This is a genomic window from Diplocloster modestus (assembly GCF_019042245.1).
GTDB classification, from domain to species: domain Bacteria; phylum Bacillota; class Clostridia; order Lachnospirales; family Lachnospiraceae; genus Diplocloster; species Diplocloster modestus.
In genome coordinates this window covers 113,795-130,832 of record NZ_JAHQCX010000012.1, presented here as the reverse complement: position 1 = coordinate 130,832, position 17,038 = coordinate 113,795, and the positions used below count along the sequence as shown (strand labels likewise).

10 protein-coding genes are annotated in these 17,038 nt (G+C 46.9%); 2 read left to right on the top strand and 8 right to left on the bottom strand.

The features are described 5' to 3' along the window. Positions 1–121: 121 nt before the first annotated feature. The 7 genes from KTH90_RS16690 to KTH90_RS16660 all read right to left on the bottom strand — a co-directional run bounded on the left by KTH90_RS16690 (position 122) and on the right by KTH90_RS16660 (position 14,645). Positions 122–1,474 (bottom strand): alpha-amylase family glycosyl hydrolase, encoded by a 1,353-nt coding sequence (locus KTH90_RS16690; protein ID WP_158351433.1) that lies wholly within the window; start codon positions 1,472–1,474, stop codon positions 122–124. A gap of 18 nt (positions 1,475–1,492) precedes the next feature. Further along, positions 1,493–4,057 carry a tetratricopeptide repeat protein gene (locus tag KTH90_RS16685; protein WP_158351432.1) on the bottom strand — a complete coding sequence of 855 codons (2,565 nt, stop codon included), beginning with the start codon at positions 4,055–4,057 and terminating at the stop codon, positions 1,493–1,495. Between the two features lie 1,326 nt (positions 4,058–5,383). Then, complete coding sequence (locus KTH90_RS16680; RefSeq protein WP_158351431.1) at positions 5,384–9,793, bottom strand: coiled-coil domain-containing protein; 4,410 nt, start codon at positions 9,791–9,793, stop codon at positions 5,384–5,386. Next, positions 9,762–10,511, bottom strand: coding sequence for a DUF6063 family protein (locus tag KTH90_RS16675; protein ID WP_238727078.1), 750 nt, complete (start codon positions 10,509–10,511; stop codon positions 9,762–9,764). Before KTH90_RS16675 ends, KTH90_RS16680 begins: the two co-directional genes overlap by 32 nt. Beyond that, a complete protein-coding gene (locus KTH90_RS16670) occupies positions 10,495–12,048 on the bottom strand; it encodes a hypothetical protein (RefSeq protein WP_158351430.1) in 1,554 nt (517 codons plus the stop codon). Before KTH90_RS16670 ends, KTH90_RS16675 begins: the two co-directional genes overlap by 17 nt. Before the next feature lie 44 nt (positions 12,049–12,092). Continuing rightward, the gene (gene ptsP, locus KTH90_RS16665; RefSeq protein ID WP_158351429.1) at positions 12,093–13,721 is read right to left on the bottom strand and encodes a phosphoenolpyruvate--protein phosphotransferase; all 1,629 of its coding nucleotides are present in this window, start codon (positions 13,719–13,721) and stop codon (positions 12,093–12,095) included. Positions 13,722–13,784: 63 nt separating this feature from the next. After that, positions 13,785–14,645: a putative ABC transporter permease gene (locus tag KTH90_RS16660; protein WP_238727077.1), complete on the bottom strand. Its 861-nt coding sequence runs from the start codon at positions 14,643–14,645 to the stop codon at positions 13,785–13,787. 206 nt (positions 14,646–14,851) lie between these two features. Between KTH90_RS16660 and KTH90_RS16655 the strand changes: the two genes are divergently transcribed. Together KTH90_RS16655 and KTH90_RS16650 are read left to right on the top strand one after the other, a co-directional pair. Continuing rightward, positions 14,852–15,007: a hypothetical protein gene (locus KTH90_RS16655; RefSeq protein WP_238727089.1), complete on the top strand. Its 156-nt coding sequence runs from the start codon at positions 14,852–14,854 to the stop codon at positions 15,005–15,007. Positions 15,008–15,263: 256 nt separating this feature from the next. Continuing rightward, on the top strand, positions 15,264–15,749 hold the full coding sequence (locus KTH90_RS16650; RefSeq protein ID WP_158351427.1) for a QueT transporter family protein: 486 nt from the start codon (positions 15,264–15,266) through the stop codon (positions 15,747–15,749). Positions 15,750–15,794: 45 nt separating this feature from the next. Here KTH90_RS16650 and KTH90_RS16645 read toward each other — a convergent pair whose 3' ends face one another. Further along, positions 15,795–16,910 (bottom strand): aminopeptidase, encoded by a 1,116-nt coding sequence (locus KTH90_RS16645; protein ID WP_158351426.1) that lies wholly within the window; start codon positions 16,908–16,910, stop codon positions 15,795–15,797. Positions 16,911–17,038 lie beyond the last annotated feature (128 nt).

Sequence of the window (17,038 nt, the reverse complement as noted above, 5' to 3'; positions counted from 1 at the left end):
GGCTTTTGGTATTCATAAAGCCCTGCTGCGTATTATTTTTACCGTTCTATGTACTTTGCCGCTGTATACTAGCCGCTCCCCGTGATGCATGAAAAACAACCGGAGAGGCTATTTCCGGAACTTACCCGATACATAAGACCGCGCTGCCGTTTGCCTTAAGCCGCACCTTCCATGTACCGCTTTCCAAGGATACCTGCTCTCCCTGCACAGCATCTACACCAAAGGACGCTGTTATCGGAATCGCTACGGATATTTCCGCATCCTGCCCGTCATTGTTTACCGCGATCAATACGGCTTTGTCATCTAAGATCCTGGCAAATGCATACTGACGGTTCGTTAAGACCAATTCCTTATAAGTCCCATAAGAGAGCGCATGGTTCTCTTTTTTAATCCGTCCAAGCGTACGAATCCATTCCTCCAGCCCGTCTGCGGGAGCATTCCCCTTTATTTCTTCCAAATCCAGCCGGGGCCTGAGCGGATCATCATTTCCTCCCTCTTTTTTCCCCTCGATTCCCCATTCGGAACCATAGTAGATGGAAGGAACACCCGGCAGCGTGTATAGTAGTGTATAGACAGGATTCAGATTCTCTTTTACTGTGAGCTTACTGGCCAGGCGATCCACATCGTGATTGTCCACAAAAGAGTACAGCTTTGTATTCCGGTAAATCCCTCCGTTCTGGTCAAATTCACGGCGGATCGTATGTGCGATTTCAAAATAGTTATGATCGTTATGCCCGGAATACAGCCCTTTATGGAGCTCATAATTTGTCACCGAATGCAGTGTTTCCGGGTTCGCCCAGCGGCTGTAATCTCCATGGATTACTTCTCCCATCAGCCAGAAATCTTCTTTTTCAGCTGAGGTTCTTCTGCGCATCTCTTTCATAAAATCAAAATTCAGGCAGTCCGCACAGTCCAGACGGATACCGTCAATATCAAATTCCACGATCCATTCATGAATTACCTCATACAGATAATTACGCACTTCTTCATTGTCCAGATTCAAATTGGCCAACTCGTAACAACCTCTCCAGGCCGCGTAATAAAAACCGTCATTATACGGTGTATTCCCGCCAAAATTCAGATCGCGGTACCAGTATCGATATCGGGAATTTTCACGATTCTGACGGATATCCTGAAAAGCGAAAAAATCCCTTCCCGTATGATTGAAAACACCGTCCACCACAACCTTAATTCCTCGTTCATGGCAGGCCGCAACAAATTGGCGGAAGTCGCCATTGTCCCCAAGACGCCTGTCCACTTTTTTATAATCAATCGTATCATAACCGTGGGTAGAGGCTTCAAAGAGCGGACCTATATAAACCGCAGTACAATTAAGCTCTTTTATATGATCAATCCATGGCGTAAGCTCACGCAACCGGTGAACCACTTCTCCACTATCATTTACTCTGGGCGCTCCCAGCAGCCCTAATGGGTATATATGGTAAAATATTGCCTCTTCATACCAGACTGACATTGATTTCCTCCTGCTGATCTATGATTCTTCTTCAAAATGCTTTTCTTTCAGAATGACTCTTTTATCGTCATCATATCTCTTATTTCCGGCCAGGAACTTACCGATTGAGAATTTGGCTTCCCTGTCAGTAGCCCGGTCCACCAGCTCCTTCACTTCTGCTACAGTCACATTATGGTCATCCGTCTGCCGGTTCCCGATCTCGTTATACAGCGCCAGAATGCCCATTTCTTCAATAGAATATCCGATCTCGTTGGCATAGTGTCTGGCAAATTCTATAAGCTCATCGTTATTAAATACCGGAATCTCAATCGTGGATATAAATTTTCTGGCAAACACCGGATTCTTCACCAGGCACTGATAAAGATCTTCCTTACTGTCTTCCAGCACGATCAAAGACTCATCCGTCATGGAACACATCCATCGATCCAGGTCATTGACAGTCTTCTCCGACATGGAGCCGGCCTGTTCGATAACCAGGGCTCCGCCGCGGATTTTTTTCATCACGTCCGCCACTTTTTTATTGTTCAAAGACTTTGCCGTAATCTTTCCTACTTTGGCATCCTTCTTATTTTTGACCTGATAGATCGCTTTCACTACATCGATGGCGAGAACCGTCTTGCCTGTACCATGCTCTCCGGTAATCAGAATATTTCCCGTAATCGAGGTGCCGTTTCTCTTCTTGCAGTTCCGCTCATTTTCCAGAACGGTTTCCAGCTGCTGCCGCATGCCTCTGACTGGTATAAAATAGTTAAAAATGTCATGATATTCTTTTGGCAACGGTTTTAAGGCCAGAGGTTCTCTTACCTGTTTCATCTCCAGCTGTGCTCTCGCTTCCGTCTCCACCAGGGCCTCTATATCATCCGGTATGCTGTCTTCGATCTTCTCCTCCAGATCGTTTGCCGCATCGTCGTTATCTTCCACCAAAGGGCCAAACCCGGATTCCGGGCTTCCATCATCCGTGCTTTCTGCCGCATCTGATAATTCCTTTTCCAGATCTTCGATGTCATCTGCTTCCTGTCTCTGCAGGAACTCTTCCTGATCCGGCCCATATTTTTCCAGCAGACTCTTCACATCATCCGGGATCTGAACCTGATAGTCTTCATTGAGCATCTGATCGATCTTTTCTTTTGACTCTTTGATCGCCGCGTGGGCCTGAAGCACGATGTCCTCGGACGCTTTCTCAAAGCGTTCGCCCATGATCTCCTTCAGGTTATTGGCCAGCTCTTCTTCTAATGCTTCCTCATCCATTTTCGTGCTATCTGCTGATTTAAACGGATCAAATGCATGATGAACAACCGGCTCGGTCATTTCGAAATCCGGTTCCAAATCTATCTTCTTTTTCATGCGTTTTTTGCTGGCGGCCATCTCCACACGGCTTCTCCCGGGCAATGTCCGAAATGGATCGCTGGGAAGCCCCTCTGGCTCCTCTATACGACTGCCCTGTGCGCCTGGCTTCTCCTGGCTGCCATCCTGAGCGTGATGCGCAGTATCTGAGAAATCATCAGATACTTCCGTTGTCTCCCCCCGAGAGGTATTTTCGGATGGCTGATCTAAAAGCTGTCCCTCTGTCTGGTCCGTCCCTATATAGGCCCCTAAATCCGTTACTTCTTCCGCAGCTCTATATTCAGATTCCGCTATCGTCTGTTTCACTCCCTGCGCATCCGCCTGCGCTTTAAAACGCTGCACTTCAGCGGCCAGATCCGGCAGTTCTATTCCGGGCTCATCGGCCGCTGGAATAGCAGAGGCCTCCGCATCCGCTTCTTTTTTCTTTTTCTTCAAAAGCTGGAACTTTTGTGCCGGGACATCTTCCTCTGGTTCTTCTGGTTCTTCTGGTTCTTCTGTATCCTCACGTTTCCGCCCGGATTCTGCTGATCTTCTGAAAATATCAGGGTTAACACTCTCCTCCAGGGACAATTCTTCCTTTGACTCTTCCAGGACCGGCTCCTGCACGCGGGCCGGCGCATTTCGGGATATCATAGCCGCTTCATATTTTTCCTGCTGTAAAGGCGTCAGTGGTTTGAACATCTTCTTTAATTCCATGGCTTTTGTCACGAATTCCCCTTCGCTAAACCACAAAATCAGTTCATCACACTCTTCCACACATTTCTGTGTCATTCCCGCAAAAGCATAGAGCCTTGCCAGTTCAAAGACCCATTTTTCATCGTATTCATGCCGTTTATAGTCTTCCAGAATCTTAATCTGATCTTCAATCGCAGATCCCCTCGCCTGGTATATCCTGTATTTTAAGATAAACCGGTCGGTATCATTGGGCGCCAGCTGCACAAACTCCTGAAAATAATCGATCGCCTGATCAATCTCCCCCAGCTTAACACTGAGCTCAGATAGTCGGTATACGATTCGACGGCTGGACGGGGAATATTCATAGGCTTGTAGCAGAAGCTCACGTGCTTCTTCATATTGTCCGTTTTTGCGGTAAATCTCACTTGCCAGACAAAGCATGCGGGCATTCTTAACTCTTGTCCAATCTACGGTTTCTGCTACTTCCAAAGCGGATGTATAGTCCTTTAACTCTATTAATTTATTTATTTTTCCTACTTTTATTCGGTATTCGTTTTTATCCAACTGAATCACCTCTGCCGATTTTGCCTATTGTTTTTAGTTTATCATACTCGTTACGGCCTTGTCAAAATATAGAATAGGAAAATCCAGGGGGAATGAGCTTAGTTCAGAAAAGCAGGGACGGTCCGGAGAGGGTCTGCTCCTTCTTTTCCTTGATTGGTGAGGGATGGATTGGCGGGCTATCATAAAGAACTGGTAAATTTTGTTATTTCGTTGGCCTTTCACATCCTCCTTCCATTAATTAAAATAGCCGTTATAGGTTTTCCTGTAACGGCTATTTTATATATTTAATTATATTATATTTTATTATAAAACCGGAGGCTTTTTCGATTCTTGATTCTTGCATTTTATTTTAAAACTTATCTTGAACTATCTTTTTTCTTCCTTCTTCTTTTATAACTTTTTCGTCTATGTCATCCAAAATTTCCAAAGATACTTTCTCGTCATATCTCCTTCTATAATTTCAATCTACATATAATGTATCAATCTTCTTAAAAAAAACTGTTACGGAAGACTTTCTATACTATATACGATTTACTCTTATCTTTTGATTCCCGTTTCTTTACACGCTCATCAAAAATTTTTGGATCACTGATGTGGTATTCCTTCAATATGTTGGCAAATTCCGAATCTTTTTATTTTATTAACCAGATCTTTCTCTCCGATTTATTATTATAACTTTCTCACTGGTTTATCTTCTTTTTACTATAAGGCCTTTCTCGCAAGAATTATTTGCCATACCACTAACATATTGAACCAGTTTTGTTTCTGACATGTCCACGGGACTCGACCTCCTATCCATTTACATCAAATCTACTCATCCACTATCTCAGTATACTGATCAAAGATAAAATCTGAAAACCGAACTCTTGTCTGGCCTTACTTAAGATCTTATATCTTTCACTATTGATTACTGATCTTTCGTATCAACCAGATCACTTAACCTGCTGAATCATGACATATCATCTTTCATCATCAGTTACGAATCTAAATCTTTACTGCAAATCGTTCATCTTAGTAAACTCTTGATACTTCTGATCTTTCTTTCTGACCTTACTTCTTTTCTACTTTCTGATTCCTGTCCTTTCGTTACTGATTACTTATCCTACTGTTAGTGGAACTTTCATCTCTACTGCGGAATCTTTGATCTTTGACTGCTTTCGTAGATTTTTAATTTGAAGTTGCTGTTGTCTTTTGTTGTGATTATAGTAACACTCACCTCGTAATTTGTCAATACGTTTTCACGCAATTTTAACATTTTTCTTTAATTCGAATACACTTCATGCAATTCACTGTGAATTGTTCTAATTTTATGAATTTATCAGATAATTACGTTAATTGCAATTGCTCCTGCTCGTAGGTAATCGGGATGTATTCCAGTTCCGATTCCTCAGTCTGGCTGCGATAGTCTGCGACGACCGTCTGCTGTCTGCCGCTGACAAATTTCTGTCCCAGAATATAGTTTACTTCAAACCTTCCGGTTATGGCGGGCGTCGCTCCACGGGCCGGCACGATCAGCTGGACATGGTTGTTTTTGAGCAGCTGGAATATGGGTTCCCAGATGTAGATATCTTTTGCCGCACCGAATGGATTATCGATGAAAATCACTTTTCTCAGCTCTACCGGATCTGTGTTTCCCGCATAAATACTGGTGATATAATTTACAACCGCTACCAGGAACTGGATATAGATACCCTGGGACTGGCCTGTGCTCCCTACCGCTTCTTCATACCGCAGATACCGGCTTTGCTCAATCATCCGTTCCCGCTTGTAAAGGTTCAGTTTTATGGCGTCCATATCTGTTACGATGACAGCGAACAGTTTTTTCCAGGCCAGCTGATTTTTAACATATTTCAGCCTTTCATTGGGACTTTCTATGGCATCGGCATGCTCCGCGATTTGATCCACGTATCTGGACATAGCTTCCTTAAACTGCTCTTCCAGCCGGTAAGGGATCTGGAGTGTCAGTATGGAAACCGTCTTTCCGTCCAGATTGATCTTGGACAGTTTGGGCAGGCGCTCCAGTTCTTCTTTGATATTCATGCAGCTTTGCAGGCATTGGTTTTCGAAGTTATCCTTGATTTTGGACATGTCTTCTATTCCTTTGCCTACCCTGTCTTTTTCCAGCTCGATGCAGCGTATGGTCTGCCCCAGTTTTTCCGTCTGGCTGTCTACTTCCGCCGCGCTCTCGGGACTTCGGATGCTCTGTTTGATCTCCTGGGCCAGATCAAAGGCTCCCAGGGTTGTCAGGATCTCGGCCAGACTGTTTTTCTCTTTCAGGAACTCTTCTCGGCGCAGCGTTTCTTCCCGTTTCATTTTCGCATATTGCTTTTTCAGCTCTCGATATGTCTCTTTCAGAGAAATTCCGCTTTCCAGCACTTCCTGATTATCCGATCGGTTGATGCCTTCGGTTTTCATCATCTGTTCCATGTCTTCCTGCATGGCTTCCAGCGCATAACACTGTGAAACCAGCTCTCTTAAGCTGTTCTCGTCTCTGGCCAGATCATCTTCCAGCTGCTTCGCTGCCTTTCTGTTTTCCGACACCAGCAGTTCCAAGCGTTCCACCGGCAGCTCCATTTTTTCGAATGTACCGTACTGCTGCTCTATCATACTGCGGGCGTGCTGCACGCTGCCCTGTTTCTTATGGTAAGTACCCAGATCCCTGTCCAGCTGCTTCTGCAACTCTTTTACACGCTCGTTGAACCCCTGTACGGTACTACGTATTTTAAGCAGGTCTTCCTGACTGCTTCTTCGCATTCCCACCTCGCCGTATCTGGCAGCCAGTTCTTCTAACGAGACGCTGCGGTAATGAATGGCAGCTTTTGCCCGTTCCATAACCGCCTGGTAGTTTTCCAGCAGTTTAAGCTTATCCGAAGTGTCGGAAGATTCCGCCTCGTAAGCTTCTTTTTTCCCCTTGAATATCATCTCCAGCTCACGTCTGGTATGGGTGGGTACGGATACCTCTCCCTCCCGGTCATAAGATGCATAGATATCTGCCCACTCTTTCTGTATCCGGTCGAGTTCCTGGCCGATATGGTCCTTTTGCTGTTGTTGATGGATTATTTCTTTTCGAAGTTTACCGATTTGCTCCTGGAGCTTCGTAAGTTCTCCTGCTCTTTCCGCCGCCTGTTTTTCCAGCAGATAAATTTGTTTTTCCCCGTCTTCCAGCGCAGCCTGCAGCTCTGTCAGGGTTCTCAACCGGTTCACTTCTGCGGCCAGGGAATCCCGCCTTGTTTCTTCCTCTTTCCGCTGTTCGTTCAGCTGCCTGATACAGCTGTTCAGCTGCTCCTTTTGCAGTAGATTTTGTTCCCCCAGTTGACGAAGTATCCGGAGCTCATTATTTAATTTTTCAAACTCCTTTTGCTTTTCCTCATAGTCGGGACCATTCTCAAAGCTCTGCAGGAATTTCAGATCCTCTTCCATAGTCTGGATCTGCGTTTCCATACGCAGAAGTTTTCGCTCTTTTTCCTCCAGCTCTTTCTCAAGCCTCGCGGCTGCCTGGCGCCTGCGCTCTTCATCATAAAACAGGCTTTCATCCTTCGTTACAAAGGAAATCCCGCGGGCGTTTGTAAGCTCCTGCCCTTTTTCGACCGCGGTCAGGGACAGCACCGGGATCACTGCATCTCCCATCTGTGAATATTTCAGGTTCTGATCCAATGCCACCTGATCGTATCCCTCTTTGACCAGCAGGCCATAGGGCAGCAGGGGATAGCGTTCCAGCAGCTCCTTCTGGGTTTGTTCATCCAGTTCCCGCACATATTCACATCCGATGACGGTTTCAATTCCATGAATTCTCTCTATCTGCTCTTTTAACCTCAGAACTGGTTCGGAAGGAGTAACCGGCTGTTTGTTTCTCAATGATGACAGCATTTCCTTCTCCACTTCATATTCGCTGCGCTTCCTCACACAGACAGAGAGATTGTTCTGAAATGCTTCCCGCACCGTTTCCTGCCCGTTACCGTTTTCCGGTATCTGATATACTTCTTTTATTTTATCCAGCTGCTGCTTTTTACTACGGTACCGGCGGAAATATTCCTGACATTCCTCTTGCCTGGAAGTAAGCGCTTCTTCTTTGGAGCTCTGCTGTGCATCACGGATCCGTATCTTGGTCAGCTGCTCTTCCAGCGTTTTTATCTCCTCTGATACATCACGGATACGGCGGAAGGCTTCCTGTTCCTCCGCTTGCTTCCTGGTCAGCTCCTCCCCTGCCTTTTCAAGCAAAAGAAGATTGGACTCTCTGTATAGCTCTTCTATCCTTCGCTGTGACTGCCGGTTCTGTTCCTTTTGTATTTTTCTGCTGTTTTCCAGTACGGCTGCCGCCCTGTCTATCTCCCGTTCCTGGCTAAGCCCTGCCTGCAGCCGTTCTTCTTTTTCACTGACCTCAGCTTCCACCTGATCCAAACGCTCTTTTAAGTCTGCTGCATCCCGTTCCATCAGGATCTTCATCTGACCGGCCAGCTCACAGAGCTGTTCCGCCAATTCCTGATTTTGACTCTGCATACTGTCGATCGCCACCCTGGTTGACTCGAAATGTGCCTTAGCGTCCAGATAGTCCAGGTAGTCGTTGGCGGACTCCTTCTCTGTCAATTGTACGCTCCAGTCTCTTTGCTTTTCCTCCAGGCCTTCCAGTTCCTTTCGGTATTGATCCATCTTTTGTTCCAGTTCTTTCAGCCCGCATACCTCCAGAGATACGGCGGCACTCTCCGCTTTTCTCATCAGTTCCTGTCTGCGGACGGTTACGGATTCCCGGCGCTCCTGCAGACGCTCACGGGCCTGATTCTTTTCCTGTTCCCGGTGAAGGCAGGTGTTATAAGTCCGTACCAGCTGATCTTCCAGGTCTGTCCTGGCATGGTAAATATTTTTCAGAGTGCCCATCCATTTCACAAAACCCGCTATCATTTCAATCTGACGGTCATAATTGATGATTTCATTTTTCTTCCGCGACAGCTCCAGAAGCTTGTCCCGGATATCTAACAGGGTCTGGGCCATGGACACCTCTTCTTTATTTCTGTCCATTCTGGAGAAGAATGCCTTCTGAATGATTTCCTCAATCAGCAGGTCCTCCACTACCTTGCGCGTGGTGCGGTAGTTGGTCTCGAAATAGGTCCTGACATGCCCCTCCGTTTTATTGATCCCCCGGATGATCTCCCACTCGCTCTCATAGATTCCATAATCAGCGGCAAAGCTCTGATACTCACCCTTGCGCTCGAACAGATGTACCTGGAGACTGAAATCCTTTTTCTCCAGATCTCGGAGATAATTCTTTAATCCCTGGTAAGTGATCCGCTCTTCCCCGCTGCTAAGCGGAAGATTACGCAGATCATTATCATTGAATTCACGATAGAATATACAGTAATTAAAATATTCCACCGCGGCCGTATTCCTGTCCTGGGCAGCTTCACTGCCAGTCTCCCTGGCTTTCCTGGCGCAAAATCCGGTGGTCATGTACTGGAAACCGTTTTTGATATGGCAGGGATTTAATTTCCATTCTACCAGAGAGTGGATGACGGTGTTGTCATTCCCAGACCGGAACAGCTTCTCGATAGGCTGTTTTTCATCCAGCGTACAGTTTGGCAGCATGTTCTGCAGTAATAGAAGCATCAGCACACTCTTGCCGCCGCCATTTGCCAGGTCATAGATGGTGTTCTTACAGGAAAAACGCATGACAAAATCATCGTAAAATTGGGTACCGAAGTTATATTTTACATTATTCACCCGGATCCGGTTGATCTGCGGCATCGTCTTTTTCCTCCTCCTGATTCAGTATCTCGTATAGCCTTCCCTGATGTTCCTCATAGTAGTTGGTAATCAGCGCCTTGAATCTAGCTGTGGGATAATAGCGCTCTTCGGCCTCCGCCAGCAGTTCCTGGGAGACCAGGAAATTAAACACCAGCTTACTATAACCTTTTTTGGAGTTTCTGGAAGCACGGATACTGGTCCCCTCCTCACCGGTCACCAGCGGCAGTTCCTCCCACAGAAGCGCCAGGGTCTTGAAACTGTTCTCTTCCATCTCCTTTAATACCAGGATCTCCAGATCAGTAGTCAGCTTGGCGAAGGCCGAATCCGTATTATGGATCAGCTCCTCGACGCCCATATATTCGATAAATGTGTCACTGGCCGAATCATGGTAGAACGTGGCCACCACCTGATAGATCAGGAAATAACACAGATAAAGTTCCCGGTTCAGACGAAGGCCCAGCACCCGTTTGAGCTCTTCATTGGAATAACCGTATACCCGGTTTCCCTCGCCTGCAGACACATAGATGCCGCCCTGATACTCATAAAGACACAGATTCATCTTCCCCGCCATCAGATGCACCATATCGTAGACTTCAGCGTTGGACAGATATTCTTCATAGAGCCCTCTGTTCGCTCCTCTGTCCCTGTGAATTTCTTCATTTATTAATAACGAGGATATGATATCCATGGCTTTCTCCAGATTACGGCTGTCCATCATTGTCTCTCCTTTCGAATATCAGATTCGTCACCTCAAACAGGCCCAGGATCTGAAGGCTGGTGCCGGAGTCTTTTCGCACAGCAAAGGCAAGGTCCTCATATAAGTTGTCCTCCCCCCTTGCCAGAAAAGCGTTCATCATTTCTTCAAAGAAAGTATCGGGGTTCTTTCTGACCTCCCGGACCTGGTATTCCTCCTTCAGGCAGATATGGACCAAAAATGTATAGTAGTCACCGTTTCGGAAAATTCGTTTCGTATATTTCTCTTCCAGATACCCGTTCCATTCCTTCAGGGTGAATACCGTTTTCTGCTGAATCCAGCGGAACAGCTCCGTCAGAAGGATTTCAAAATTATCATGGATTCTCTGTTCTATGGCTTCGTCTTCATATATGTATTCCTCCTCGACCTGCTCCCCGATCTTCTCACCGGTCTCCTGCTGGTCCGGACGGTAAGTCAGGAGATTATCCAGATTGGGCAGATAGAAGCTTTTCCGGATTTTCAGATTCGCCAGCGGCCGGACCAGCTCCCCTAAGAGATCGGCCCGGTCTCGTTCCATCATCCGGAACACGGCCTGTCTGAAATCAAAAGAGCTTCTCAGAGACTGGACCCGGGCTTTTAAGATCCGCTCATCGGCCTGCTTCTGAAGCTGGGTACAGGCGCTCAGCAGCTCGCTGTGCTTTTGCACCGCTTTCTTTAGTTCCAGTTCCAACGCATAGATATCATCCATAGCCCGGTAATACTGGCTGTTATATTCCCCGGAGGCCTCATCCTGCGCCGCCCGCTCCAGGGCTCTGTGGATCAGTTCGCTGTTTTTCCGGAACAGATGCTGCTCCTCCTCGAACCAACGCATGCCCGTGTCCAGAAATTCTTCGTAAGCCCGGACACCGGCAAACACATCCTGGCTCAGTATCCGCAGCACCTCATTTTTCCTGTTCTGCAGCCGGCTCACCTCATTGTTGATCCGGCGTACCACTTCCGCGCCCTGCCGGAAATTCTGGCTGTTGATCAGCTTTTCCAGCAATAGCTGTTCCACACTGATGGTACTTTCTTCCTTGATCTCTTTCGTGTCCAGATAGAATTCCACCGCTTCGGAGGTAATGGAGTAGCGCACGACGCCGTTCTGGATACTGCTCTTGATCAGACGCATCCGGATCGTCTTTTGTTTCCGGTCTGAAGGGTCAAAATAGACATAGCGGAACGGTTTCCCCTCATTTGTGATCTTGTCAAAAATATAGGAAACCAGTTCTTTATTTTCCTCTTCTTCCAGATAACACGCAAAGTCCCGGCGCAGCAGCGCCGTGACAAAAGTCTCGTATTCCGAATAGAAGACTTCTTTTTCTTTGAAATTATTTTCTTCTATAAAAAAACGCAGAACGGCCAGAAGGATGTATCCCATATCCAGCTGGTTAAATTTTCCGTCTTTATATTGAGCAAAAGACGTCTCCGCCAGCTTAAAATACGGATAATACTTACGTATGTGGCCGATCCGCTCACCATGTTCTTCGATGATCTCATGCAGCATCATATGTGTGCCTGTCATTAAGCGCTCCCTCTTTAAGAAAAATTATAAATTATCCGGCTGCTCTATAAGGTACCTGTAGTTTCCCTTACCTTTTTGCGAACGCTCAGTACCAGGCCCGGGGAGACCGACAGCTCATCGATTCCCATGTTCAGAAATGTCTCTGTCAGTGTGAGATCTGCACCCAGCTCACCGCAGATTCCCACCCAGATCCCTTCCCGATGCGCGTTATCGGCGACCATCCGGATCAGACGCAGAATCGCCGGATGATGAGGGTCACACAACAGCTCCAGTTTCGGATTCTGCCGGTCTGATGCCAGTGTATACTGCACCAGGTCATTCGTCCCGATACTGAAGAAATCCACTTTTTTCGCCAGCAGATCACTGATCAGAGCCGCCGCAGGCGTCTCGATCATAATACCCTGTTCCACATCTTTAAATGGGATCTGCTGCTGCTTTAATTCCTCCCGCACTTCCTGGACAATCTCAGTAATCCGATCTACTTCCTCCACGGAAATGATCATCGGATACATAATGGATACTGTCCCGTATGCGCTGGCTCTGTAAATCGCACGCAGCTGTGTCTTAAATATCTCCGGGCGGTCCAGACAGATCCGGATCGCCCGGTATCCGAGAGCCGGATTTTCCTCCGGTTCCATCTGAAAATAATCGACCTGCTTATCCGCTCCGATATCCAGTGTACGGATAATCACTTTGCGGCCCGCCATACTTTCCGCCACTTTTTTGTATACCTGAAACTGTTCCTCTTCTGTGGGGTAATCCTCAGATTCCAGATACAGAAACTCACTTCGGAACAGCCCAATACCGCCCGCATCGTTCTGCAGCACAGCAGCCACATCCCCAAAGCTGCCGATGTTTGCGTAGATCTCTATTTTTCTGCCGTCCAGCGTAACATTTTCTTTTCCCTTTAACTGCCAGAGCAGCTCCTGTTTCTTTTTCTCTTCCGCCTGTCTTTCTTCCAGTTCTTCTCTCACCTGGGGATCCGGCTCCAGATAAATCTTGCCGTGATAGCCGTCTACGATCCCCTCTTTTCCGTCCACGGTATCGTTAAGCGGAATGTTGACTTGAAACAGCGCCGGTATATTCATCGTCCGGGCCAGGATAGCAGTATGGGAATTGGATGAGCCATGTACGGTTACAAACGCCAGTACTTTATCTTTATCCAGCTGAACGGTCTCACTGGGCGCCAGGTCATCCGCGACCAGGATCACCGGTTCGGTAAGTTCCATCTGGGATCCATTACGGCCGGCCAGTATGCCGGCCAGCCGTTCGGAGATATCCCGGATATCCGCAGCCCGTTCCCGCATATAATCGTCTTCCATCATGCTGAACATCTGGGAAAAATTATCGCCGGTAGAGGCCACCGCATAGGCCGCGTTCACCTTCTGGGTACGGATCATATTCGTGATGGATTCCACATAGTCCGGATCTTCCAGCATCATCTGATGCACCTCAAAGATCGCGGCGTTTGCTTCCCCCACTTCCTTTAACGCTTTCTCATAAAGCCCGGTTAACTGCCGCAGCGCCTCCCCTTTCGCCCTGTCAAAACGCAGCAGTTCCTCCTGAGTATCTTCCGCATGCTCTCTTTTGATTTGCTGCTGGTCCTTTCTGTAAACTTTAATCTTCCCTTCTGCTATCCCGCGAAAAGCCGTCTTTCCTTCATAAATCTGCATATACCGGCCACTCCTTTCGATTATTTTTATTCAGCAGGACAAGCGTTCCGGTTGAATAAAAACTTATTTAGATATATTCTTGCCGTTTTTCCGATTTTCTTCCATATATTCTTTTAAACTGGCAAGAGCATCCGCAAATTTTTTCGAAGAAGCGCTGGGATTTCGTTTCAGTATCCGATTCTTACCGGCGTTCAGCTTTTGCTCCAGAACTTCATGTTCCGCTATCGCTTCTCTTAAACGCACACGCAGCGGCTCCCGGTCTGGTCCTAACTGCAGATCCTCCAGACGCATTTTCAATTCCTGTTTCCGCACGATCCACTGTTCCCTGGTAATCTCTTTTTTGATCTCCAGCTGCATCAGCAGATCCGCCATTTCTTCCTTGGCACTGGTAATCATTTCCAGAATCTTCTTCATGCCCCATGCATCTATGATCGAAACTACGGTGTCATAGATAAAATAACCGGAAATACCAATCGCAAGAATAATGGCGGCCAGCTCTGGAAGCATAAGTATCAGGCTTTCGATCGGTTTATGGATCACTTTGATCAGCAGAACCGATAAAGCGCCCCAGCAGAGCGAACTGCTCATACAGATATAGCCTTTGTACTGGATCTTATGACTGCTGTAATCCCAGTATTTCACTTTGAAAATAGACTCCATCAGGGCGCCGATCGCCAGTTCCAGCACAGTGGCCCCGATCATACCCATCAAAAAGATAAGTGCTATATTTTCCCTCACTGGCAGCGTCACGAACAGAATCATGATGGCGCCTTCCCCATAAATCGGAATAAAAGGCCCCCGCAGGAACCCCCTGTTCACAAACCGGCGCTTGCTGACGGATACTACGGTGGATTCGAACACCCACCCGAAAAAGCAGTAAAAAAAGAAAAATAAGAGCCATTCGTATATTTTATAAGTATACATAATCCCTCTCCTCTTGTTCTGTGCACATGGCTGTTTTTTGTTATGTAATGTGTTATCATTTGTAATGCATTCTCGCATTTCATGTGCTTTCATTCTAACATAACCGTCAAAATTATACAATAAAACAGAATTCCGCCCGGAAAGTAACAAGGAATGAAAGTTCAGAAATATTTTTAACAGGTTCGGGTTACACTATCTGTGAGGTGATGATGATGTCATATGTGGCTCCCGCTCTCCAGGAAAAGTTTGAAACCCTTTCCGTAGATCTGAAAAACGCGATACTGGAGCGCAATGTTCAGCTCTACACTCTTCAGGATCTCATTAAATGTCTGGAAGACATTGTAAATGAGGCAGAAGGTTAATATTTAAGACACAAAAAAACAGGTCGGCGCCTGTTTTTTTGTGTCTTAAAATATCTCTAATATAGTTTCTGCCTTACATAATTAAGGTTAACACCATAATTTAGGTAACACTTGACTTTATCCAGTTACCTGTTATACTAAAAAAGCTGCGAACTCCATAAACAATCAGGATTCACGGCAACTCGCCGGTCAGTTCGAAACCTTCCTGACCTCCCCGCCTCAGGCGGCTAAAAAACAAAACTAAAGGAGATAAAAAATGAAAAGCAAAAAGGTAGTATTTATCACTCAGGCGGCCATGATAGCCGCTGTCTATGTCGTATTGACACTCGTATTCGCCCCGTTTGGATTCGGACAGGTCCAGTTTCGTATCGCGGAAGCTTTGACCATCCTTCCCATGTTCACCCCAGCCGCCATACCCGGCCTGTTTGTGGGCTGTCTGCTAGGAAATATTCTGGCAGGTTCCATTCTCCCCGATATCATTTTCGGCAGTCTGGCTACATTAATAGGTGCCGTGGGTTCCTATCTGCTGCGGAAACACCGCTACCTGGTGCCCCTGCCGCCGATCCTGGCTAATATCCTGATCGTACCATTTATACTGCGCTACGGGTATCTGATCATTTTACCGATCCCGTTTATGATGCTGACTGTGGGCATTGGAGAAGTTGTGTGTTGCGGAATCCTCGGTATTGCATTAATGTTCGCACTGAACAAATATAAGCATCTGATATTCCTTTCGTTTTAATCAGATCGCCCCGCGAGAATATGTCTTACGCCAAGAAGATGTGTCTTACATCAGATTTTCCGGGTTTAAGCACTCCAGTTCAGGCAGCATGAACCTTCCGTCCCTGCGGATCAGCATGTCGTCAAAATAGATCTCCCCGCCGCCGTACTCCGGCCTCTGGATCAGAACCAGATCCCAGTGGATCGCAGACTCATTGCCATTGGGGGCTTCCTCATAGCAGTTTCCCGGTGTAAAGTGGATGGAACCCATGATCTTCTCGTCAAACAGGATATCCTTCATGGGTTCCAGCACATAAGGGTTCACCCCTATGGCGAATTCTCCCACATATCTGGCTCCCTGATCCGTATCAAAGATCTGGTTGATTCTGGTAGTATCATTGGCCGTGGCATTGATAATTTTCCCGTTTTTGAATTCCAGGCAGACATTTTCGAAGGTAAAGCCCTGATAAGGCGAGGGGGTATTATAGGAAATCTTTCCGTTTACCGATTCTCTGACCGGAGCGGTAAAAACTTCGCCGTCCGGGATATTCATCTCTCCGGCACAGGGGATCGCAGGAATATCCTTGATGGAAAAGCTTAAGTCCGTGCCAGGGCCCGTGAGGCGCACCCGGTCGGTGCGATTCATCAGTTTTACCAGCTCCTGCATGGCGGTGAGCATTTTGGAATAATCCAGATTGCAGACTTTATAATAAAAGTCCTCAAAAGCTTCCGTACTGGTATTGGAAAGCTGGGCCATGGACGCATTGGGGTAACGCAGAATCACCCATCTGGTCTTGGGGACACGGATTTCATGATGCACCGGGGTGGAATACAGTTTCTCATACAGTTTCATTTTTTCCGCCGGCACATCCGCCAGCTCAGATGAGTTTGCAGAGCCCCGGATGCCGATATAGCAGTCCATTTTGGACATTTCCAGCGCATCCACCTCAGCCATCAGCTTCATCTGTTCTTCCGTACAGTTCAGCAGGATCTCCCGCTGTACGCGCTGTCCGGTGAAATGAGCGAAAGGGATTCCCTTTGCCTCATACACTTCTTTGATTACAGCCCGGGCCAGGTCTTCAGTGTCTTCTCCGATATAGTGAATATAGACCTTGTCATTTTCCTTTACCTTGCAGGAATACCGGACCAGATTCCGGGCCAGCTGTTTGATTCTTTCATCCATTTCAGTTATCCTCTTTTCATTCTTCCCACTCATGTCTGCTTGCTAAAAATCAGAATGCAATGGAATGCCGCAGGCAGTCATTCGTTTTCATAGATTCAGCCCGCAGTATTACTGGCTGGGTATTTCTC

Coding starts and splice junctions, on each gene's coding strand:
- KTH90_RS16660 (WP_238727077.1), bottom strand. CDS start 14,645: ATGTATACTTATAAAATATACGAATGGCTCTTATTTTTCTTTTTTTAC.
- KTH90_RS16655 (WP_238727089.1), top strand. CDS start 14,852: ATGATGATGTCATATGTGGCTCCCGCTCTCCAGGAAAAGTTTGAAACC.
- ptsP (WP_158351429.1), bottom strand. CDS start 13,721: ATGCAGATTTATGAAGGAAAGACGGCTTTTCGCGGGATAGCAGAAGGG.
- KTH90_RS16650 (WP_158351427.1), top strand. CDS start 15,264: ATGAAAAGCAAAAAGGTAGTATTTATCACTCAGGCGGCCATGATAGCC.
- KTH90_RS16670 (WP_158351430.1), bottom strand. CDS start 12,048: ATGACAGGCACACATATGATGCTGCATGAGATCATCGAAGAACATGGT.
- KTH90_RS16690 (WP_158351433.1), bottom strand. CDS start 1,474: ATGTCAGTCTGGTATGAAGAGGCAATATTTTACCATATATACCCATTA.
- KTH90_RS16675 (WP_238727078.1), bottom strand. CDS start 10,511: ATGATGGACAGCCGTAATCTGGAGAAAGCCATGGATATCATATCCTCG.
- KTH90_RS16680 (WP_158351431.1), bottom strand. CDS start 9,793: ATGCCGCAGATCAACCGGATCCGGGTGAATAATGTAAAATATAACTTC.
- KTH90_RS16645 (WP_158351426.1), bottom strand. CDS start 16,910: ATGGATGAAAGAATCAAACAGCTGGCCCGGAATCTGGTCCGGTATTCC.